18 protein-coding genes are annotated in these 19,594 nt (G+C 71.4%); 11 read left to right on the forward strand and 7 right to left on the reverse strand.

Annotation, left to right across the window (positions count from 1 at the left end; all coding sequences use genetic code 11):
- Nucleotides 1-2: 2 nt before the first annotated feature.
- The gene (locus tag ACIP6U_RS33490; protein WP_401725785.1) at nt 3-785 is read right to left on the reverse strand and encodes a TVP38/TMEM64 family protein; all 783 of its coding nucleotides are present in this window, start codon (nt 783-785) and stop codon (nt 3-5) included.
- A gap of 50 nt (nt 786-835) precedes the next feature.
- Between ACIP6U_RS33490 and ACIP6U_RS33495 the strand changes: the two genes are divergently transcribed.
- The 4 genes from ACIP6U_RS33495 (at nt 836) to ACIP6U_RS33510 (ending at nt 4,207) form a co-directional block, all read left to right on the forward strand.
- A complete protein-coding gene (locus ACIP6U_RS33495) occupies nt 836-1,561 on the forward strand; it encodes a DNA alkylation repair protein (RefSeq protein ID WP_401725786.1) in 726 nt (241 codons plus the stop codon).
- Nucleotides 1,562-1,851: 290 nt separating this feature from the next.
- On the forward strand, nt 1,852-3,021 hold the full coding sequence (tuf, locus tag ACIP6U_RS33500; protein ID WP_401725787.1) for an elongation factor Tu: 1,170 nt from the start codon (nt 1,852-1,854) through the stop codon (nt 3,019-3,021).
- Nucleotides 3,022-3,138: 117 nt separating this feature from the next.
- Nucleotides 3,139-3,984, forward strand: coding sequence for a spermidine synthase (locus tag ACIP6U_RS33505; protein WP_401725788.1), 846 nt, complete (start codon nt 3,139-3,141; stop codon nt 3,982-3,984).
- On the forward strand, nt 3,977-4,207 hold the full coding sequence (locus ACIP6U_RS33510) for a hypothetical protein (protein ID WP_401725790.1): 231 nt from the start codon (nt 3,977-3,979) through the stop codon (nt 4,205-4,207). The genes ACIP6U_RS33505 and ACIP6U_RS33510 overlap by 8 nt, the downstream gene beginning before the upstream one ends.
- 18 nt (nt 4,208-4,225) lie before the next feature.
- Here the strand turns inward: ACIP6U_RS33510 and ACIP6U_RS33515 are convergent, their stop codons facing one another.
- Nucleotides 4,226-5,206, reverse strand: a complete 981-nt coding sequence (locus ACIP6U_RS33515) for a threonine/serine dehydratase (RefSeq protein WP_401725792.1) — start codon at nt 5,204-5,206, stop codon at nt 4,226-4,228.
- Between the two features lie 28 nt (nt 5,207-5,234).
- Nucleotides 5,235-5,684, reverse strand: coding sequence for a nuclear transport factor 2 family protein (locus ACIP6U_RS33520; RefSeq protein ID WP_401725794.1), 450 nt, complete (start codon nt 5,682-5,684; stop codon nt 5,235-5,237).
- Nucleotides 5,685-5,798: 114 nt separating this feature from the next.
- Here ACIP6U_RS33520 and ACIP6U_RS33525 point away from each other — a divergent pair, with 114 nt between their 5' ends.
- On the forward strand, nt 5,799-6,440 hold the full coding sequence (locus ACIP6U_RS33525) for a TetR/AcrR family transcriptional regulator (protein ID WP_401725796.1): 642 nt from the start codon (nt 5,799-5,801) through the stop codon (nt 6,438-6,440).
- Here ACIP6U_RS33525 and ACIP6U_RS33530 read toward each other — a convergent pair.
- A complete protein-coding gene (locus ACIP6U_RS33530; protein WP_401725798.1) occupies nt 6,400-7,413 on the reverse strand; it encodes a hypothetical protein in 1,014 nt (337 codons plus the stop codon). The genes ACIP6U_RS33525 and ACIP6U_RS33530 overlap by 41 nt on opposite strands.
- A 178-nt stretch (nt 7,414-7,591) precedes the next feature.
- On the opposite strand from ACIP6U_RS33530, the gene ACIP6U_RS33535 reads away from it, so the two are divergent.
- The gene (locus ACIP6U_RS33535; RefSeq protein WP_401726178.1) at nt 7,592-8,029 is read left to right on the forward strand and encodes a DUF4442 domain-containing protein; all 438 of its coding nucleotides are present in this window, start codon (nt 7,592-7,594) and stop codon (nt 8,027-8,029) included.
- Nucleotides 8,030-8,047: 18 nt separating this feature from the next.
- On the opposite strand, the gene ACIP6U_RS33540 is transcribed toward ACIP6U_RS33535, so the two are convergent.
- Together ACIP6U_RS33540 and galU are read right to left on the reverse strand one after the other, a co-directional pair.
- On the reverse strand, nt 8,048-9,595 hold the full coding sequence (locus ACIP6U_RS33540; protein WP_401725800.1) for a hypothetical protein: 1,548 nt from the start codon (nt 9,593-9,595) through the stop codon (nt 8,048-8,050).
- A gap of 140 nt (nt 9,596-9,735) precedes the next feature.
- Nucleotides 9,736-10,725 carry a UTP--glucose-1-phosphate uridylyltransferase GalU gene (gene galU, locus ACIP6U_RS33545; RefSeq protein ID WP_401725802.1) on the reverse strand — a complete coding sequence of 330 codons (990 nt, stop codon included), beginning with the start codon at nt 10,723-10,725 and terminating at the stop codon, nt 9,736-9,738.
- 573 nt (nt 10,726-11,298) lie between these two features.
- On the opposite strand from galU, the gene ACIP6U_RS33550 reads away from it, so the two are divergent.
- The 4 genes from ACIP6U_RS33550 to ACIP6U_RS33565 all read left to right on the forward strand — a co-directional run bounded on the left by ACIP6U_RS33550 (nt 11,299) and on the right by ACIP6U_RS33565 (nt 18,140).
- The gene (locus tag ACIP6U_RS33550) at nt 11,299-12,993 is read left to right on the forward strand and encodes a ricin-type beta-trefoil lectin domain protein (RefSeq protein ID WP_401725804.1); all 1,695 of its coding nucleotides are present in this window, start codon (nt 11,299-11,301) and stop codon (nt 12,991-12,993) included.
- A gap of 350 nt (nt 12,994-13,343) precedes the next feature.
- A complete protein-coding gene (locus ACIP6U_RS33555; protein WP_401725806.1) occupies nt 13,344-15,809 on the forward strand; it encodes a beta-glucosidase in 2,466 nt (821 codons plus the stop codon).
- Nucleotides 15,806-17,383, forward strand: a complete 1,578-nt coding sequence (locus tag ACIP6U_RS33560) for a carboxylesterase/lipase family protein (RefSeq protein ID WP_401725808.1) — start codon at nt 15,806-15,808, stop codon at nt 17,381-17,383. The genes ACIP6U_RS33555 and ACIP6U_RS33560 overlap by 4 nt, the downstream gene beginning before the upstream one ends.
- Nucleotides 17,384-17,489: 106 nt before the next feature.
- Nucleotides 17,490-18,140 (forward strand): DedA family protein, encoded by a 651-nt coding sequence (locus ACIP6U_RS33565; protein ID WP_124000551.1) that lies wholly within the window; start codon nt 17,490-17,492, stop codon nt 18,138-18,140.
- Between the two features lie 40 nt (nt 18,141-18,180).
- On the opposite strand, the gene ACIP6U_RS33570 is transcribed toward ACIP6U_RS33565, so the two are convergent.
- Nucleotides 18,181-18,714, reverse strand: a complete 534-nt coding sequence (locus ACIP6U_RS33570) for a gamma carbonic anhydrase family protein (RefSeq protein WP_401725810.1) — start codon at nt 18,712-18,714, stop codon at nt 18,181-18,183.
- Between the two features lie 75 nt (nt 18,715-18,789).
- On the opposite strand from ACIP6U_RS33570, the gene ACIP6U_RS33575 reads away from it, so the two are divergent.
- On the forward strand, nt 18,790-19,584 hold the full coding sequence (locus ACIP6U_RS33575; RefSeq protein ID WP_401725812.1) for an acyltransferase: 795 nt from the start codon (nt 18,790-18,792) through the stop codon (nt 19,582-19,584).
- Nucleotides 19,585-19,594 lie beyond the last annotated feature (10 nt).

The raw sequence follows: 19,594 nt of genomic DNA on the forward strand, positions 1-19,594 counted from the left end.
CGTCAGGGCTTGCGCAGGTGGTGGCGCTTGCGCCAGGCCATCACCGCGCCCGCCACCGTCGGCAGCGCGATGGAGGCCAGCGCGATCAGGAAGATCGGCGAGGTCGGGGCGGAGGCGCGGGCGCCGGCGACGACGTAGGCGGCCGTGTTCGGGATCGAGCCCAGCGCGGTCGCCACCAGGAAGGACGTCCACCCCATCCGCGAGACGGCGGCGGCGTAGTTCACACCCCAGAACGGCAGCCCGGGGAACAGTCGCGCCGCCAGCATCGAGCGCATCCCGTGCCGGCTCAACTGCCCGTCCGCCGCCGTCAGCAGCCGCCCGCGCAGCAGGGGCCGCAGGGCGTCCTGGCCCAGCACCCGGCCCAGTCCGAAGGCGAGCCCGGCGCCCAGCACGGTCCCCACCAGCGCCGTGCCCAGACCCACCGCCGAGCCGAACACCGCACCCGCGGCCAGGTTCAGCAGGGGACGCGGTACGAACGCCACCGTGACCAGCCCGTACGCCGCGGCGAACACGAGGGCCGCCATGAGCCCGCCCACGTGGGGTGGCCACCCGTCGGCCAGCAGCTTCTGCGGCTTGAAGAGCAGCACGCTCGAACCGGCCGCCGCGAGCAGTGTGAGCAGCAGCGAGAACCGGGACCAGGGCGAGCGCAGCACTCTTCCGCAGCGCGCGAGCGGGCTCGTCGGTGCTGGGACGGTGACTACGCGCACGGGAAGGAGAAGCTCCGTGGCGGTGGCCCGGGGAGAGACCGTGGCGGTGTCACCAGAGCGGGTGGTGGCATCGAGCATGCCCGCGACACTAACGGACGCATGTGTGTGATCGCCGTATGGTTCGTCTCATGAACGTCACAGACACGAGCACATCGGACGTGCCGTTCAGCACACTCGCGGACACCGTGCTGGAACGGCTGACGGCCGCATACGCCGCCGCGGCCGATCCGGAGCGCGCCGCTGCGATGCGGGCGTACATGAAGGACGTGGCCCCCTTCCTGGGCCTGACCACCCCCGTGCGCCGCGCCCTGTCCCGCACCGTCGAGGACGGCCTGCCGCGCCCCGCCGAGGCCGACTGCATTGCGATCGCCCTGCGCTGCTGGCGACTGCCCGAGCGCGAGTACCAGTACTTCGCGGTCGACTATCTGCGCCGCCACGCGCGCGTGTGCACGTCCGGCTTCCTGCCGGTGGCCCGGCACCTCGTGTCGACCGTCCCCTGGTGGGACACCGTGGACGCGCTCGCCGCCCATGTCGTCGGCGGCCTGGTCGCGGCCGACCGGACACTGGCCGCGGACATGGACGCCTGGATCGGCGACGACGACCTCTGGATCGCCCGCACCGCCCTGCTCCACCAGCTGCGCTACAAGGAACGCACCGACACCGAACGCCTCTTCGCGTACTGCCTGCGCCAGTCAGGACACCCCGACTTCTTCATCCGCAAGGCCATCGGCTGGTGCCTGCGCGAGTACGCCAAGACCGACCCGGAGGCCGTACGGGAGTTCCTGGCGCGGGAGCGGGGGCGGTTCGCGCCGCTGTCGGTGCGGGAGGCGCTGAAGAACATCGGCGGGGCCTGAACCGGGCGGGAGCCTGAAGCCCACGGGGGTTCGAATTCGCCCGTGGAGAAAACCATTCGCCCCTGGGCAGGGCGTCGGCAATAATCGGAGCCATGTTCCGGTACGCCTTCCCTCTCGCAGCATCCGCAGGTGCGGATGCCCCGAAGGCTGCCGTTCCCGTCATCGTCGCCGCAGTCGACGGCGCTCGAAGCTGACCCTCTCCGGATCGTCCGGCGGACCCCGCAGGGGGAGGGTCGGCGAGTCCTTGGGGTCCCCGCTTTTCACCACTGAAGAGGCTTCGAGGTACAGCCATGCCCAAGACGGCATACGTGCGCACCAAACCGCATCTCAACATCGGCACCATGGGCCACGTCGACCACGGCAAGACCACTCTGACCGCCGCCATCACCAAGGTGCTCGCCGAGCGCGGCACCGGCACCTTCGTGCCGTTCGACCGCATCGACCGCGCCCCGGAGGAGGCGGCCCGCGGTATCACCATCAACATCTCGCACGTCGAGTACGAGACCGACACCCGGCACTACGCGCACGTGGACATGCCGGGCCACGCCGACTACGTCAAGAACATGGTCACCGGCGCCGCGCAGCTCGACGGGGCGATCCTCGTCGTCTCCGCGGTCGACGGGATCATGCCGCAGACCGCCGAACACGTCCTGCTCGCCCGCCAGGTGGGCGTCGACCACATCGTCGTCGCCCTGAACAAGGCCGACGCGGGCGACGAGGAGCTCACCGACCTCGTCGAGCTGGAGGTCCGCGAGCTGCTCACCGCGCAGGGCTACGGCGGCGACGCCGTACCCGTCGTACGGGTCTCCGGACTGAAGGCGCTGGAGGGCGACCCGCGCTGGACGGCGTCCATCGAGGCGCTGCTCGACGCCGTGGACACGTATGTGCCCATGCCCGAGCGGTACTTGGACGCGCCGTTCCTGCTGCCGGTGGAGAACGTGCTCACCATCACCGGCCGGGGGACGGTCGTGACGGGCGCGGTCGAGCGTGGAGTCGTGCGGGTGGGCGACCGGGTCGAAGTGCTCGGCGCCGGGCTGGAGAGCGTCGTCACCGGCCTGGAGACCTTCGGCAAGCCCATGGACGAGGCGCAGGCCGGCGACAACGTGGCGTTGCTGCTCCGCGGGGTGCCGCGGGACGCCGTGCGGCGCGGGCATGTGGTCGCCGCGCCGGGGAGCGTCGTGCCCAGTCGGCGCTTCGCCGCCCAGGTGTACGTCCTGTCCACGCGTGAGGGTGGGCGGACGACGCCGGTCGCGACCGGGTACCGGCCGCAGTTCTACATCCGGACCGCGGATGTGGTGGGCGATGTCGACCTCGGTGAGGTGGGGGTCGTGCGGCCCGGGGAGACGGTCACGATGACCGTTGAGCTGGGGCGGGACGTTCCGCTGGAGCCGGGTCTGGGGTTCGCCATCCGTGAGGGTGGTCGGACCGTCGGGGCCGGGACGGTGACCGCCCTTGTGTGAGGGGGGATGAGGTGAGTGGGGGACTGCGGGCCCGCTGTGGCTGGTCGCGCAGTTCCCCGCGCCCCTTTCAGGGGTGTATCCGCGACGTCGACTTCCAGCACCGGAGACAATGAGGGCGTGAGCGAGCCCATACCCGTGATGCGCGATGTCGATCACGGCACCGCCAAGCTGATGCCCGACGTCGACCGGAAGCGGGCGTGGTTGCTGACGGTCGACGGGGCGCCGCAGTCGTACGTCGATCTGGACGAACCGGCGTACCTGGAGTTCGAGTACGTACGACGGCTGGGGCACGTACTGGACACCGTCGCCGAGCCGGGGCGTCCGCTGGACGTCCTGCACCTCGGCGGCGGGGCGCTGACACTGCCGCGGTATGTGGCCGCGACCCGGCCGGGCTCCCGGCAGCAGGTCGTCGAGAGGGACCGGGGCCTGCTGGACCTGGTCGTGGAACACCTGCCGCTCCCCGCCGGTGGCGACATCGCCCTGCACACCGCGGACGCCCGAGCCTGGCTGGAATCGGCCCCCGCGGACTCCGCCGACGTCCTCGTGGCCGACGTCTTCGGCGGCTCACGGGTCCCGGCGCAGTTCACGTCCGTGGGTTACGCGCGCGAGGCCGACCGGGTGCTGCGCGGAGCAGGCGTCTATCTGGCGAACCTCGCCGATGCCACGCCGTTCGCCTTCCTGCGCTCCCAACTCGCCACCTTCGCCACGGTGTTCGAAGAGTTGGTCCTGATCGCCGAACCGGCCGTCCTGCGCGGCCGCCGCTTCGGCAACGCGGTACTGATCGCCGCCCACCACCCCGTGAACACCACCGCACTGACCCGCCTCACAGCCGCCGACGCGTTCCCGGCCCGGGTCGAACAGGGCGCCGCCCTACGGGATTTCATGCGCGGAGCGCAGCCGGTACGGGACGAGGACGCGGTACCGTCACCCGAGCCGCCGGAGGGGGCGTTCGGTATTGGCTGAAGTCACAGGGCCGGGCGAGGTCACCTTCTCCGATGTGTGGATCCTCGGCGGGTTCCTGCTCTTCGGAGTCGTCGCGGTGGCCTACAACGCCTGGGTCATCAGGAGCTCCCCGGAGCGCAGTTGGAAGCATGGCTGCGTACTGGCCTGGGGTGCCACCATCTATCTGGGCCTGGTCCTGTACGGCTTCGTATGGGCGTTGGTCCATGCCATCGACAACAGCTGAGCAGGCGTGCTGAGTTGGTCAGGACTCGCCGATGCGACCCGTCCCGACCCACCGGTGATACGCCTCCACATCAACGTTGCTCCCGCACACCACGGTGACCACATGGCGGCCGGCGAAGCGGGTGGGGTTTTCCAGGAGGGCTGCGATGCCGAGGGCGGCCGAGGGTTCGACTACGAGGCCGGCCTGGTTGAAGAGCATGCGCATGGCGGTGATGATCGAGGACTCCTGGACCAGGACGGCGTCGTCGGCGACCAGGAGGAGGTCGTCCAGGACGGCCGGGATGGGGCGGCGGCCGTCGACGCCGTCGGCGATCGTGTCGGTGGAGTCGGTGGTGATGACTCGGCGGTTCCGCCAGGAGTGGGCCATCGCCGGTGCGCCCAGGGGCTGGACGCAGATCAACTCGACTTCGGGCGCGAAGGTCTTGAGGACATGGCCCACTCCGGTGGCCAGTGCCCCGCCGCCGAGAGCGACCAGGACGGTGTCGAACTTCGGCTCGGTGTCGACCAGTTCCAGGCCGATGGTCGCCGCGCCCTCGCAGGTCTCGATGTCCAAGCTGTCCTCGACCAGCCGGATGCCGTCGGCCCGCGCGATGTCCGCCGCCCGCTCGCGGGCCAACTCGTGGTCGCCGTCCACCAGTTCCAGCCTGGCGTCCAACGCGCGGATGCGATCGAGCTTGGCCGCGGTCGCGAAGCGGGACGACACGACGGTCACGTCGAGTCCTCGGGCGCGGCCGGACCAGGCGAGGGCCTGGCCGAGGTTGCCCGAGCTGGCGCACACCGCGGCTCGCCTGCCGCTGTCGGCGAGCAGGCTCGCGACCACTTCGGTGCCGCGGGCCTTGAAGCTGCGGACGGGGTTGGCCGTTTCGAGCTTGATGCTCACCGCGCACCCGAGAGCGGGCTCCAGCGCCTCGCAGCGGTACAGCGGAGTATTGAGGAAGGCCGGGTCGATCAACCGGCGGGCTGCTCGGATCCGGTCGGTGTCCAGCCGCGTGTTCTGCACGGGACGGAAGCGTAGTGTCGGCGGCGCTTCAGGCGGTGCTGTCGGCCCGCATGTCCGCGACCAGCGCGTCGAGTTGGCCCCGGACCCGGGCCCCGGTGAGGTGGTCGAAGTAGTCGCGGGACTCGATGATCTGGCCGTCGCGTACCCGTAGGACGAAGATGCCCGGCAGCCTGAAGGGTTCGCCGGTCTCCACCACCGTTCCCTCGTACGCGAACTCGGCGACGATGACCTCGGGGTCGGTCGTCTCGTGGATCGTGATGTCCGTTGCCCGGCGGTGCAGTTGGGGCACGTCGTCGGTCGGGGTGAAGTGTTCGCGCAGTTCCTCGCGGGAGCGGAGGGCGGCAGCTCGGAGCGGGTGGAAGGGGTGGACCACGTCCGTCCGCTCCGCGTACAGATCGGGCAGTTCGCTCCAGCGGCCCTCCGCGACGCCGTTGACGAGCGCGAGGAACACCTCGCGCGGGCTGAGGACTTGGGTCATGGCACTCTCCTGACGTCTGCGCCGACGGGCGGTGGCATCGAACTACTATCCGGAGTACGGACTCCGAGTATACGGAGTCGCGACTTCGGATAACGGCGTACGAAGGAAAGCGCGATGAGCAGCACCCCGGGCAAGCAGGAGACGGGCGGCCGGCGGCCGCAGCGCGTCGACGCGCGGTCCAACCGTCAGCGGATCCTGACCGTCGCCGAGGAGGTCTTTGGGAAGGGCGGACAGTCCGCGTCCACCGAGGAGGTCGCCCGCCTGGCGGGTGTCGGCATCGCCACCGTCTTCCGCCATTTCCCCACCAAGGTGGCGCTGTTGGAGGCCGTACTCGTGCAGCGCTTCGACCGCCTGCGCGAGCAGGCCGAGACACGGCTGCACGCCACGGACCCGGGCCCGGCGTTCTTCGACCTCTTCGGCCACCTCGTCGCGGACGCGGCCGGCAAGATCGCGATAGGCGAGGCGCTGCTCGACGCCGGTGGTGACCACGGCGGCGACGCCGCCCGTGCATCGGACGGACTGCGTGGAGCCGTCGGCGCGCTGCTCCGGCGCGCCCAACGCGCGGGCGCCGTCCGGGACGACGTCGAACTGCCCGAGGTCTACGCCCTGCTCGTCGCCACCTCACAAGCCTCCGCGCGCGCCCACCTTCACGAGGAGGGACGCGCGCGGATGCTCACCATCGTCTTCGACGGCCTCGCGCCACAGAAGGCGACGGTCACCCTCCGGTCGGCGTCCCCGCCAGACGTACCGTGCTGAGGATCTTCATGATCGTCGCGTCCGGGACCTCGCCCTTGACGCCCGTCGCCCCGTACAGGCTCCAGGCCACGAAGTCACCGGCGGAGTTCTTGAAGCCGAACGTGATGGCCTTGCCGTCGCTGTTGCACTTCGACTTGCCGATCTGCGGGCTGTTCTTGGAGCGGGCCCAGGCGTAGCTGCCCTCGATGCCGGCCTTCGTCGTGTACGCCTTGGCCTTCTTGTCGAAGGTGAGGCTCTTCTTGTCGGGCTGCGTGTAGCCGCCGAAGACCCACCAGGGCACCTGGTTCACGGCGACCTCGTTGGTGTCCTTGGCGCCGTCCGAGCCCTTGGTGCCGACGGCGGCGAGCGGGGTGTCGTCCGTCCGGCCGTCCTTGTCGTCGTCGGAGGTGCACCACTTGGACTTGAAGTACGCCGGCGCGGACATCACGATGAGCGGCTTGGCGTCGGCGTTCTTGGCGCTGTCCTCGAAGCCGATCGTCAGGCCGGGGGACTGCACCTCCCAGTCCGCCGGTACGTCGAAGGCCGTGCCCCACTTCGGGTTGGTGACGACCTTCCAGCCCGGGATGGTCGCCTTCACCGTGTCCCCGCCGCGCGGGTTGGCGTCGGAGACCGACGGGCTCGGCTCGGCGGGCGCGCTCGTCGAGGGCTTGGTGTCCTTGTCCTTGGCGTCGTCCGCCTTGTCGTCCTTGTCGCCGCCCAGGACCAGGAACCCGGTGACGCCCGCCGCCACGACGACGGCCGTGGCGGCCACGATCGCGACCAGTTTCGTACGGTTGCCGCCGCCACCGCTCGGCGGCTGGGGTGGGCCGACCGGAGCCGGAGAACCCCATTGCGGCTGCTGCGCATAGGGGTTGGGCTGCTGGAATCCCGGCTGCTGATACGGATTCGGCTGCTGGTACCCCGGCTGCTGGTACGGGTTGTTCTGCGCTTGCGGGTTCTGCTCGCCCCCGGGCGGCTGCTGTCCTGGCCACATGGGGAGCCACCCTAGTCCCGCCCAGGACACGATTCGGTCACCGCGGCTTGTCAGGGCCGTAGCAAAACGGGGGTGCTCGGGCGCGGCGTCGCGCACGGCATCGAGACAGGAGTCACCGCGCATATCTGGCCACCCGTCGCTACTCGTGGGTAACATGCCGGTCATGAGCGCAGATCAGATGTCCATCGGCGAGTTGCTCGCCGCCACGGTGCCGATGGTTCGCACGCTGAACCTGGAGTACCTGGAGACCACTCCGGAGCGTGCCGTCCTGGCGCTGCCGGACCAGAGCGAGTACCGCAACCACGTGGGCGGGCCGCACGCCGGAGCCATGTTCACGCTGGGCGAGTCGGCCAGCGGCGCGATCGTGCTGGCCGCGTTCGGCGACCAGCTCTCGCGCGCCGTGCCGCTTCCGGTCAACGCCGAGATCGCGTTCAAGAAGATCGCCCTCGGCCCGGTCAAGGCCACCGCCACCCTCGGCCGCCCCATCGCCGACGTCATCGCCGAACTCGACGAGGGCAAGCGCCCGGAGTTCCCCGTGACGGTCGCCATCCAGCGCGAGGACGGAGCGGTCACCGGCGAGATGACGGTGCTCTGGACGTTGCGTCCCAACGGCTGAGCTCGTGCCCGGGGCCCTCTACCAGCGGATTGCGTCCGAGGGCAGCGCCGGGTTCGCGGCCGCCGCGAAGGCCAGCTCCTCGTCGTCGAGGAGTTCGGCCAGCCGGGGCCATGGAAGATTCGGGTGGCGCGTCGCCGCGGCCCGCACGGCAGGGTCCGGATCCCGGGTGAGCCGCTCGACGACGGCCGGTTCCGTCTCGGGATCGCGGGCGGCCAAGGCCCGTACCTCCGGGTCCTCGTGGTCGGCGAAGGCGGCCAGTCCGTCGGTCGGGAAGCCGGGCCGGGTGGTCAGGTGGTCGCGCTCGGGACCGGTGTATTCGAGGAAGCTGCGCAGCAGCAGGGGCGCGGGGGCGTCCGGGTGGTTCTGGGCCAGCAGGACGCGTACGCCGAGGTCGTCGTCGGTGGCGAGGCGTGCGACGAGGTCCGGTGGCAGCAGGTGGTCCCTGGCCGCCTCCCGGCGCAGCAACGGGTGGTTGGAGAGCGCGTTCCGGCGGACGGTCTCGGGATCCCGGGACACCTCGTACGCGGGGTGGAAGACGAAGGGGCGGTCCATGGGGACCGCGTAGTCGATCCGGGCCCGTTCCTCCTCGCTCAGCGCGGGGTGGACGGACACGGCCAGGCGGACCCGCGGGTCCGAGTCCGTCGCGAGTGCCCGGCGCTCGGCCGGTCCCAGATCGGCGCGGCGCGCGACCGTCACGCGTACCTCCGGGTCCGGGTCGGTGGCGAGTGCGTGGCGCTCGGCGGCTCCGAGGTCCGCGCGCTGCGCGATCTCGCTCCGTACCTCCGGGTCCGGATCGGCGGCCAACAGGACCACCACGTCGGGCGGGAGGCTGGGGTTGCCGGCGATCATCGCCCTGTCCTCCTTGCCGACGGGACTCGTGAGGACACCGTTCACCACAGCTCTGCTGAGGGGGGCGTGCAGCAGCATGTCGGTACGGGCATGGCACGACCGGTCGGGGAGTTCGGCCTCCACCCACGCCGGATCGTCGAATTGAGCGCTCCACCGCGCACTCTCCCGGACCTCGTCGTCAGGGTCCGTGAGCAGTGCGGCCCGGACGTCGGCGGACAGCGACCGCCACCCCATGCCGATGCCCCAGCAGCGAGCCTTCGGGACGGGGTGCGTGGGCAGGGCTCGACGCAACCCCGGGGAGAGCTGCTGGTAGAGCAAGCCCCCCAGGGACTCGTTGTCGTACGTGCTCAGCATGTGGACGACGGTCTCGTCGGGCAGGGGTCTGGGCTCGGTGGGGGCGTCCCACCGTGGTCCGTCGGCGAGATGGGCGCGCACGAACCACTCGGGATCGTCCACCAGCCGTGCCCGTTGGGCCGGATCGACATGGGGATTACGGGCGAAGAAGCTGCGGGTGCGGGTGTCGGGGTGCGCGATCACCGCGTCGACGACGGCGTCCGGCAGGGTCCGGTCCCGGCACAGCACCATCCGTACCGCCAACGGCGCGTCGGCGAGCAGCCGCAGCAGGACGGTCTCCGGCGTCGCCGGGTTGAGAGCCAACCCGGCGAGCCGACGAGCGGGGAGATCGGCGTCCGCCCAGATCTGCTCAGGCGTAGGCATGCCTTGTGCCCCCCCATGTGTGTCGACCGGTCTCGTGAAGCTCCTGGTCGACGACCCTATCCGGGGGCGGGACGGGGGCAGCTCGGGACGGTACGAGGCTCCGGTCGGCTGCGCCACCAGCCGACCGCACCCTCGACCGACTAGGCCACCAGCCGTCGCCCCGCCGCCGTACTCCTTCCCTCCCCGCTCTCCAGTCCCGCCACGAACTCCTTGAGCCAGGCGGTGAATTCGGGGCCCAGGTCGTCGCGGTCGCAGGCGAGCCTGACCACCGTGCGCAGATAGTCCGCCTTGTCGCCGGTGTCGTAGCGCAGGCCGTCGAAGACGACCCCGTGGACGGTGCCTTCGGCGGCCAACTGCTGGAGTGCGTCGGTGAGTTGGATCTCTCCGCCGCGGCCCGGCGGGGTGCGTTCCAGGGTGGCGAAGACGGCCGGGTCGAGGACGTAGCGGCCGATGACCGCGTACCTGCTGGGGGCGTTCTCGGGGGACGGCTTCTCCACCAGGCCGGTGACGCGGACCACGCCGTCCTCGTCGGTGGGCTCCACGGCCGCGCAGCCGTAGAGGTGGACCTGCTCCGGCGGCACCTCCATCAGCGCGACCACGCTCCCCGCGTGCCGGTCGCGGATGTCCAGCATCCGGCTGAGCAGGGTCTCGCGGGGGTCGATCAGGTCGTCGCCGAGCAGGACGGCGAAGGGCTCGTCGCCGACATGGCGGCGGGCGCAGAGCACGGCGTGGCCGAGGCCGAGCGGCTCGCCCTGGCGGATGTGGTGGATGTTGGCCAGCCGGGCCGGGTCGCGCACGGCGTCCAGACGTACGGCGTCGCCCTTGGCCGCGAGTGCCTGCTCCAGTTCGAAGGCGTTGTCGAAGTGGTCCTCGATGGCCCGCTTGTGGCGACCGGTCACCATCAGCACGTCGTCGAGCCCGGCCGCGGCGGCCTCCTCGACGACGTACTGGATGGCCGGCTTGTCGACCACCGGCAGCATCTCCTTGGGTGTGGCCTTGGTCGCGGGCAGGAACCGGGTGCCGAGTCCGGCCGCCGGGACGACGGCCTTGCGGACCGAGCGGGTCGTGCCGGCCGTGCGAGCCGGAGCGGGGACTGGCGTCGGGGTGTTCGACGTGTGGGGGGTGATCATGCGGCCCATGCTCGCGCGGGCGGATGAGAGCGGGCCGAGAGAGACCTCGGAGGTGGCTGTGGAGCCGTCCGGGAACTTGGAGATTTGGTGTGCCAACCGTCTTTGCGTGCACACATGTGGAGGGCCAACCGGCAGGTAAGTCGAATATGGGTGCGGATACCGTCGGTAACTTATCTGAAGTTTCCGCGTTTTGAACTTTGGTCACTCGAACTTCTTGTTTCTTGTGAAGCGATTGTGCGAAGGTGAGCGGCCTTATAGCACACCGCGTCAGGCGTGTCGTAGGTATGCACCATTCAGGCAACCTGCTTTCCGGTGGACAGGCATTTGCCTTGTCGGTCCTGCGGCTTGGAAGGAATTGGTTCAGTGCAATCCCCTTACCCCCCACTCCCTCCGTACGCGCCCCGCCCCGGGTCGGACCCCGGCGAGTCCGACCGCGAGCTCCTGGCGCAGGCGGCGCAGGGCCCGGCTAGTGTTCCCGGCGCCCGCGCGAGCGCGTTGCTGCTGGCCCGGCACTGGAGGGCGACTTACGAGTACGCCGTCATATGCCTGGCCACCGTGGAGCACCCCGCGTCCATGGCCGCCACCGCCGCCTTCCACCGGGTGCTCGACAAGACGGCGGGCGGCGCCCTGCGCCCCCAACTCCTGGTGGCCGTGCGGGACACGGTCAAGGAGTGGGTCGCGGACGACCGGATATCCGCCGCCCTGCCGGAACTTCGCAAGCCCACCGGCGGTCGCGGGCTACGGGCCGCGCGGGCCGAGACGTCCGAAAGGCGGCGGCTCGCCGAGCGTGCTTTCCGCAAACTTCCCGGCGCTTCCCAATGCCTCCTGTGGCATGTGGAGGTCGAGGCCGAACCCATAACCGTACCGGCCGGTCTGTTGGGTGTGGACCCCGGTACCGCCTTGACCGCGCTGGACCAGGCGCGCGAGCAATTCCGCGTCGGCTGCGTCCGCGCCCACCACGATCTCGCGCCCTCCAAGGAATGTCGTTTCTACAACCGTCTCCTCGACGTCCCGCTGCGCCGGGGCGGCGCCCTGCTGCCGGACGTCCGCCAGCATCTGGTGCACTGCCGTTACTGCCGCTTCGCCGCCGAGCAACTCAGCTATTTCGAGGGCGGGTTGGGGGCACTGCTCGCGGAGACCGTGCTCGGCTGGGGCGCCCTGCGCTATCTCGAATCGCGTCCCGGCCGCAGCGCCGAGCGGGTGGCGCCCGGGCGACCGGCCCCGGCAGCGGTCATCGGCCGGCACCGTCCCGTCATGCCGCGCAGGCACACCAAGGCCGCCGTCGTGGGTGTCGGTCTGGCCTCCCTCGCGCTGCTCGCGACGGTCCTCGTCGCCAAGGGCTGGTCCGACGACAACGGTGTCCCCGACCCGCACGCCACCTGGGGTGCTCCGAGCGGCAACACCACCCTCCCGCAGCGCTCGGCGGAAGGTGCCTCGGCCGACGGATCGTCACCCTCGGCCGCCTCGGTCGGCCAGCCCGTGGAGGTCGGCCGCGGCCGGCTGCGCAACCCCGCCGAAGATCTCTGCCTCGACATCAAGGGCGGCCGGGCCCTGCCGGGCGTCGCCGCCGTGCTGGCGGACTGCTCCACCGCCGCCTCCCAGCAGTGGTCCTACCAGGACGACGGGCTGCTGCGCAGCGGCGCCGACCCGACCCTGTGCCTCGACGCCGACTCGGGTTCCGGCGGCGGCTCGGTCGTCGTGGCCGGCTGCCTCGTGCACGCCGGAGAGGTGCGCTACGACCTCACGGTCCGCGGCGAGTTGCTGCTGCGCGGCGGCAAGGGGCTCCTCGTCGCGGCTGGCCAGGGCGAGAAGGCGGGGGACGTCGTCGTCGCCGGACGGAACGGGTCCGCCCGGCAGCGGTGGGTGCTGGAGGCGGGCGTCGGCGGCGACGGAAGCGGCGCCGCCGGGAACTCGGGGGGCGCGGAGACCGAGAACGGAGGGCCGGGGGAGAACGGCCGGCCCGAGGGGGATTCCGCCGCGGGCGGTGCCGAGGGGTCGCCCGGCCTCCAGGGGCAGCCGGAGCCGTCCCAGAGCGGGCTGCCCGGTGACGGTCAGTCCGAGGGTCAGCCGTACGAGACACGGGTCGCCCAGGTCGGCGACGAGTCCGGGTCCGGGGGAGCGGTCGATCCGGCCCCCGCGCAGGCCCCCGCCGTCCTGTCCGACACCACGGACGGCCTCCGCAAGCTCCCGGCCGACCTGCTGGACACGGTCGCCGCGATCACCACCCCGCTGACGACAGGGCTCGGCTCGGCACTCCGTCTGCACTGAGCCACAGCACGGCCAGCCACCCCGGGACGCTCTCCGCAGCGCCTCCCGGGGTGGCCCCGTTTCCGGTCCCGTTTCTGGCCCAGTCTCCGGCCTCGCTTCCTGTTCACCTTTCCTGTTCACCTTTCCTGTTCACCTTCGGGTCTTGTCGGCATCGCGCCCTTTCTCGTTCAGGTCATTGACACGAGTCACCGCCGGTCATAGTTTTCCCGCCGCGCCAGTGGTGTCTAACGGGGTGTCAAGTCGGTCCTGACGCATAGTGCGTTCAGTTGCCGAACACGGACACGGACCGGGGGCGCCGGGCGCACCGCGGTCCACATCGTCGTGCCCGCACACCGAAGGAGTGACGGCCCATGTCCGACACCGTCTCCCGGCGGTCCGCCCTGCGTCTGCTGGGCGGATCGATCGCCGTCGCCGCGGCGGCCACAGGCGGTCTCACGCCTCCCGCCCGCGCGCTGGACAGACCCGACGCGGGGGCCGGCCCCCGCGTCGAAGGCCTCGTCGCCAAGCTCACCCTCGACGAGAAGATCTCCCTGCTGCACGGCGCCACCGACCCGGCCTCGCTCGGCCAGGCGGGCTACGTCCCCGGGGTGAAACGCCTCGGCATCCCCCCGCTCCGCCTCGCCGACGGCCCCGCCGGCGTCCGCGTCACCCGGCACGCCACCGCCCTGCCCGCCCCCGTCCTGCTGGCCTCCGCCTTCGATCCCCAACTGGCCCGCCGCTACGGCCAGGTCATCGGACGCGAGGGCCGCGCGCTCGGCCAGGACGTCCTCCTCTCCCCGATGGTCAACCTGATCCGCACCCCCTACGCGGGCCGCAACTTCGAGACCTTCAGCGAGGATCCGCTGCTCGCCTCCGGACTCGTCGCCGCCGAGATCAAGGGCATCCAGGGCGAGGGACTCATCGCGACCGTCAAGCACTTCGCCCTCAACACCCAGGAGAAGGACCGCGACTCCATCGACGTGCGGGTCGACGAACAGACCCTGCACGAGAGCGAGTTGCGCGCCTTCGAGGCGGCCGTCGACGCCGGCACCGGTGCGGTGATGGGCGCGTACAACAAGGTCAACGGCACCTTCTCCTGCGAGAACAAGACCCTGCTCACCGACATCCTGCGCGAGCAGTGGGGCTTCGAGGGCTGGGTGATGACCGACTGGTTCGCCGCCCACAGCACCGTCAAGGCGATCACCGCGGGCCTCGACATGGAGATGCCCGACGGGACTCATTTCGGTACGGCGCTCAGGACCGCGGTTCGCAACGGCAGCGTGCCCGAGCGCTATGTCGACCGTGCCGTCCGCCGCCTCCTCGCCGTCATGGACCGCTTCGGGCTGCTGGACGGCAGCGCCCCGCCACGCCCCGACCGGGACGCGCGGGCGGGCGCGGCCGTCGCGCTGGAGATCGCCAAGGCGGGCGCGACCCTGCTGCGCAACGAGCGCCGCACACTCCCGCTGTCCCCGGGCGGCAGCGTGGCGGTCGTCGGTCCCACCGGCGCCCTGCCCTTCGTCAGCGGCGGCGGCAGCGCGCACGTCGTCCCCGACCACGCCGGCAGCCCGCTGGACGTCATCAAGTCCCGTGCGGGGAGCGTCACTTACACCCTCGGCGAGGACCTTTTCGGCAAGGCGATCCCCGCCTCGGCCCTGAGCCCGGCCTTCGACAGCGAGGGCCAACAGGTCGGCGCGGGCGCGAGTTGGACGTACGACGGCACGCTCACCGTCTCCGACGCCGAGGAGTGGACCTTCGTCATCCACTACTCCGCCGTCCCCACCCTGCGCCCCAAGGTGCTCCTCGACGGCGCGGACCTCTTCCCGCTCGCCCCCGGCTACGGCGAGTACTTCTCCGGCGGTCTGGTCTCCGCGGCGCCGGACGGACTGGCGGTGCGCCGCAAGACCCTGAGCCTCACCAAGGGCGCACACCGGCTCCAGATCACCGCGCAGGGCGGGGACGCCGGACAGCTCTTCCGGCTGCGCCGCATCACCGCCGCCACCCGGGCGCAGGACGTGGCCGAGGCCGTCGAGGTCGCACGCGCCGCCCGTGACGTCGTCCTCTTCGCCTACGAGGACGCCACCGAGGGCCTCGACCGCACGACCGTCGCGCTCCCCGGCAATCAGGCGCGGCTCATCGAGGCGGTCACGGCGGCCAACCCGCGTACGACGGTCGTCCTCAACACCTCGTCCTCGACGTCGATGCCGTGGCTGAGCGGCACGGGTGCCGTCCTTCAGATGTACTACCCGGGCCAGGAGGGCGCCGCCGCCACCACCGCCGTCCTGTACGGCGACTGCGACCCCGGCGGCCGGCTCACCCAGTCCTTCCCGGTCGACGACAACCACCACCCCGTGGCCGGAGACCCGCGGCGCTACCCGGGAGTCGGCGGCATCGAGGAGTACTCGGAGGGCATCCACGTCGGCTACCGCTGGTACGACGCGGAGGGCGTGCGGCCCCTGTTCCCCTTCGGCCACGGACTGTCGTACACCTCCTTCTCCTACGGCGACCTGGCCGCGCACTGGACCCGGCAAGGTCTCGACGTCAGTTTCGCGGTGCACAACACCGGTCGCCGTGAAGGGATCGCCGTGCCGCAGGTGTACGTCGGGCGGTCGCCGGAGCTCCGACTCGACCAGGCGGTACGGGTGTTGGGCGGTTACCGGCGGCTCGCGCTGCGGGCGGGGGCGCGGCGGCGGGTCACCGTGCGGGTCGACGCGCGCACGCTGTCGTCCTGGGATCCGAAGCGGCACGACTGGGTGCTCGGGACCGGACGCCGGGCGGTCTGGGTCGGGGCGTCGTCGGGGGATCTGCGGGTGTGGACGAACGTGGAGGTGGCGCGATGACACGGATGATGCGGCGTTTCGGAGTCGCTCTCACGGCCCTCGCGGTCACGCTCGTCCCGCCCTTGCCCGTCGCCTCGGCCGGCGAGTCGGGCGCGGCGCACGGCGGACCGGTCGTCCACACCGACACGGGCGCGGTGCGCGGTCGAATCACCGCCGAGGGACGGCAGTTCCTCGGCATCCCGTACGCCGAACCGCCGGTCGGCAAGCTGCGCTGGCGGGACCCGGAGCCCGTCCGGCCCTGGCAAGGGGTGCGCTCCGCGCTGGACTTCGCCAACAGGTGCGTACAGACGTCGAGTTGGGACCCCGGATACGAGCAGCCCTCGTACACCGAGGACTGTCTCGACCTGAACGTGTACGTCCCGAAGGGGTCCGGGCGGCGCGCGGTGATGGTCTGGTTCCACGGCGGTGGGCTCACCGCGGGCGCCGGGCAGGACGTCGTGCCGGACGCCTTCGCGCGGCAGACCGGGACCGTCGTCGTGACCGTCAACTACCGCCTCGGAGCAATGGGGTTCCTCGCCGCGGCGGGCCTCGACGACGAGGCGCGCGACGGTGTCTCCGGCAACTTCGGCCTGCTCGACCAGCAGGCCGCCCTGCGCTGGGTGCGCGCCAACATCGGTCGCTTCGGCGGAGATTCGGGCCGTGTGACCATCGCCGGCGAGTCGGCGGGCGGCCGTTCGGTCTGCACGCAGCTCGCCTCGCCGACCGCGAAGGGCCTGTTCCGGGCCGGGATCATCGAGAGCGGTGCCTACGACGACTGCGGCGCCCGTACGCATCGGACGGCCGTGTCCGAGGGTGCCGCCTTCGCGCGGAAGCTCGGCTGCGCGACCGTCGCGTGTCTGCGCGGCAAGTCGGCCGCCGAGATCCTCGCCGCCCAGGACGACTTCGACTGGGCGCCCGTGGTCGGCGGGACCTTCCTGCCACGGCAGCCCGAGGAGGCACTGGCGAAGGGAGCCGCCGCCGGGGTGCCGGTGCTGAACGGGGCGAACCACGACGAGGGACGGCTGTTCGCGTTCTCCCGGTTCGACCTGAACGGCACCCCGCTCACCGCCGAGCAGTACCCGGACGCCGTGCGCGCCGACTTCGGCGAGGAGGCGCTGGCCCGCTACCCGGTCTCCGCCTACCCCTCGCCGACCATCGCGTACGCCACCGTCCAGGGCGACACCCTGTTCGCCTGCCCGGCGCTGCGGCTCGACGGCCTCCTCGCGAAGCGCGGACCGGTCTACGCGTACGAGTTCGCCGACCTCACCTCGCCGCCCTTCGCCTCCCTGCGCAACCTGCACACCGACTTCGACTTCGGCGCGACCCACGTGAACGAAGTGCAGTACCTGTTCCGGCATTTCGGTCTGGAGTCGCCGCTCGACGCCGAACAGCGGGCGCTGGCGCGGCAGATGGTGGCGTACTGGGGATCCTTCGTACGGGACGGTGTGCCGCGGGCCGCCGGACAGCCGCCGATGCCCCGCACACCGGGCGTGGTGCTCTCGCTGCGCACGGCGTCCAAGGGCGGGAACGTCCTCAGCACGTCCGTCCACCGGGACCACCGGTGCGACCTGTGGGACGGTGCCGCCGCGCGGTGACCCGGTAGGCTTCCCGGCGTGCGCCTCGCGCGGCGCGCGCCGGGAATGCCCGCGTACGCAGGGTACGAGCAGGGCACGAACGGTCATGAATCGGGAGGAACCGGCGTTGCACGTCCAGGAATGGCTCGACACGGTACCCGCGGCAGCCGTCTATGCCGTGGTGGCACTGGTCATCGGTCTGGAGAGCCTGGGCATCCCGCTGCCGGGCGAGATCGTCCTGGTCTCGGCGGCGCTGCTGTCCTCGCAGCACTCGGGCATCAACCCGGTCGTCCTCGGCGCCTGCGCGACCCTCGGTGCCGTGATCGGCGACTCCATCGGCTACGCGATCGGCCGCAAGGGCGGACGGCCGCTGCTGGCCTGGCTCGGCAAGAAGTTCCCACGGCACTTCGGTGAGGGACATATCGCCACCGCCGAGCGGTCCTTCGAGAAGTGGGGCATGTGGGCCGTCTTCTTCGGCCGCTTCGTCGCCCTGCTGCGGATCTTCGCCGGGCCGCTCGCGGGCGTCCTGCACATGCCGTACTGGAAGTTCCTGATCGCCAACGTCCTCGGCGGGATCTGCTGGGCGGGCGGCACGACGGCGGTCATCTACTACGTCGGTGTGGTCGCCGAGGACTGGCTGAAGCGGTTCAGCTACCTGGGCCTCGCGGCGGCCGTTCTCTTCGGGCTCGCGTCGATGTTGGTGATCAGGCGCAAGGCGAAGAAGGCGGCGGCGCAGCGGGAGGCGGCCGAGGCGGAGCCCGTCCCGGCCGTCGACTGAGGCCTGCCAGTCCGTTTTTCGTCTGTCGGCCCGGCGAGGGCTACGGCTTCTCGTGCACCTCGCGGTGCGCCTTCGCGAGCTCCGCGTAGAGCGTGCCGTTGAGGGTGAGGCCCTCGCGCTCCTCGGCGGTCAGCTCCCGCCGCACCTTCGCCGGGACGCCCGCGACCAGCGAGCCCGGCGGCACCTGCATTCCCTGCGGCACCAGCGCCTGCGCGGCGACGAGCGAACCGGCGCCGATCACCGCGCCGTTGAGGACCGTCGCGCCCATGCCGATCAGGCAGTCGTCCTCGACGATCGCGCCGTGCACGACCGCGTTGTGCCCCACCGATACCCGCTCACCGATGCTGACCGGGAAGCCCGGGTCCGCGTGGAGTGTGCAGTTGTCCTGGATGTTGGCCCGCGCGCCGACGGAGATCCGCTCGACGTCACCGCGCAGGACGGCGCCGTACCAGACGCTCGCCCCGGCCCCCAGCGTCACGTCCCCGATCACCGAGGCCGTGGGCGCCACGAACGCCGTTTCGTCGATCCTCGGCTCCCTGCCGCCGATGCCCGTGATGAGTGCCTCGTGCGTCATCGACCTCTCCTCGTCGTCGGTACTCAGCGCACCGTACGCCACCCGGTAGGGCGAAGATCACAGCCCCTCGACCTCATGGGTGCACCTCGCCGTCAGTACGGTGAGCGGGTGCCGAAGCGCAAGAACACGTTCTCATCCTGGCGTCACCGTCTCGTCCAGCGCGCCGTGCACGCGGGCTGGGCCTGGGTGCAGCGCACGGGCTCCGTGACCGCCGACTCCCCGGGACGGTTCCGCTTCGGGGCGATGGGAACCGGTACCAGACTCGCCTTCCCGCTCGGCACGGTCTTCGGCGAACCCTGGATCCATCTGGGCGCCCACTGCATCGTCGGCGAACAGGTCACCCTCACCGCGGGCCTGATGCCCGACCTCGACCTCGGCCCCGACCCGATCCTGCGCCTCGGCGACGGCGTGGTCCTCGGCCGCGGCAGCCACGTCATCGCCGACACGACGGTCACCATCGGCAGCGACTGCTACTTCGGGCCCTACGTCTACGTCACGTCCACGAACCACTCGTACGACGATCCCCACGAGCCCATCGGCAAGCAGTGGCCGCGGATGGAACCGGTGGAGATCGGCCCGGGCTGCTGGATCGGCACCGGCGCGGTGATCCTGCCGGGCGCGCGGATCGGCCGGAACGTGGTCGTGGCCGCCGGCGCGGTCGTCCGCGGCGAGGTGCCCGACCACGCGGTGGTGGCGGGGGCACCGGCCCGGGTCGTACGCCGCTGGACGGCCGCGGAAGGCTGGCAGCCGCCGCTCAGGACCCCCGCACCCGTCCCGATCCCCGACGGTGTCACGCCCGAACAGCTGCTGGCGCTCTCGGAGTTGGACGAGGAGACGGTGGAGCGATTGGCGCAGCTCGACGTGGAGTAGTGACCTGCCT

The organism is Streptomyces sp. NPDC088794, assembly GCF_044750545.1.
Taxonomy (GTDB): Bacteria; Actinomycetota; Actinomycetes; order Streptomycetales; family Streptomycetaceae; genus Streptomyces.

What these genes read in the sequence shown, in the direction of transcription:
- ACIP6U_RS33535 (WP_401726178.1), top strand. Translation starts at nt 7,592, where the DNA reads ATGTCCATCGGCGAGTTGCTCGCCGCCACGGTGCCGATGGTTCGCACG.
- ACIP6U_RS33555 (WP_401725806.1), top strand. Translation starts at nt 13,344, where the DNA reads ATGTCCGACACCGTCTCCCGGCGGTCCGCCCTGCGTCTGCTGGGCGGA.
- galU (WP_401725802.1), bottom strand. Translation starts at nt 10,725, where the DNA reads ATGATCACCCCCCACACGTCGAACACCCCGACGCCAGTCCCCGCTCCG.
- ACIP6U_RS33520 (WP_401725794.1), bottom strand. Translation starts at nt 5,684, where the DNA reads ATGACCCAAGTCCTCAGCCCGCGCGAGGTGTTCCTCGCGCTCGTCAAC.
- ACIP6U_RS33560 (WP_401725808.1), top strand. Translation starts at nt 15,806, where the DNA reads ATGACACGGATGATGCGGCGTTTCGGAGTCGCTCTCACGGCCCTCGCG.
- ACIP6U_RS33525 (WP_401725796.1), top strand. Translation starts at nt 5,799, where the DNA reads ATGAGCAGCACCCCGGGCAAGCAGGAGACGGGCGGCCGGCGGCCGCAG.
- ACIP6U_RS33495 (WP_401725786.1), top strand. Translation starts at nt 836, where the DNA reads ATGAACGTCACAGACACGAGCACATCGGACGTGCCGTTCAGCACACTC.
- ACIP6U_RS33570 (WP_401725810.1), bottom strand. Translation starts at nt 18,714, where the DNA reads ATGACGCACGAGGCACTCATCACGGGCATCGGCGGCAGGGAGCCGAGG.
- tuf (WP_401725787.1), top strand. Translation starts at nt 1,852, where the DNA reads ATGCCCAAGACGGCATACGTGCGCACCAAACCGCATCTCAACATCGGC.
- ACIP6U_RS33550 (WP_401725804.1), top strand. Translation starts at nt 11,299, where the DNA reads ATGGCCGCCACCGCCGCCTTCCACCGGGTGCTCGACAAGACGGCGGGC.
- ACIP6U_RS33575 (WP_401725812.1), top strand. Translation starts at nt 18,790, where the DNA reads ATGGGTGCACCTCGCCGTCAGTACGGTGAGCGGGTGCCGAAGCGCAAG.
- ACIP6U_RS33490 (WP_401725785.1), bottom strand. Translation starts at nt 785, where the DNA reads ATGCTCGATGCCACCACCCGCTCTGGTGACACCGCCACGGTCTCTCCC.
- ACIP6U_RS33540 (WP_401725800.1), bottom strand. Translation starts at nt 9,595, where the DNA reads ATGCCTACGCCTGAGCAGATCTGGGCGGACGCCGATCTCCCCGCTCGT.
- ACIP6U_RS33530 (WP_401725798.1), bottom strand. Translation starts at nt 7,413, where the DNA reads ATGTGGCCAGGACAGCAGCCGCCCGGGGGCGAGCAGAACCCGCAAGCG.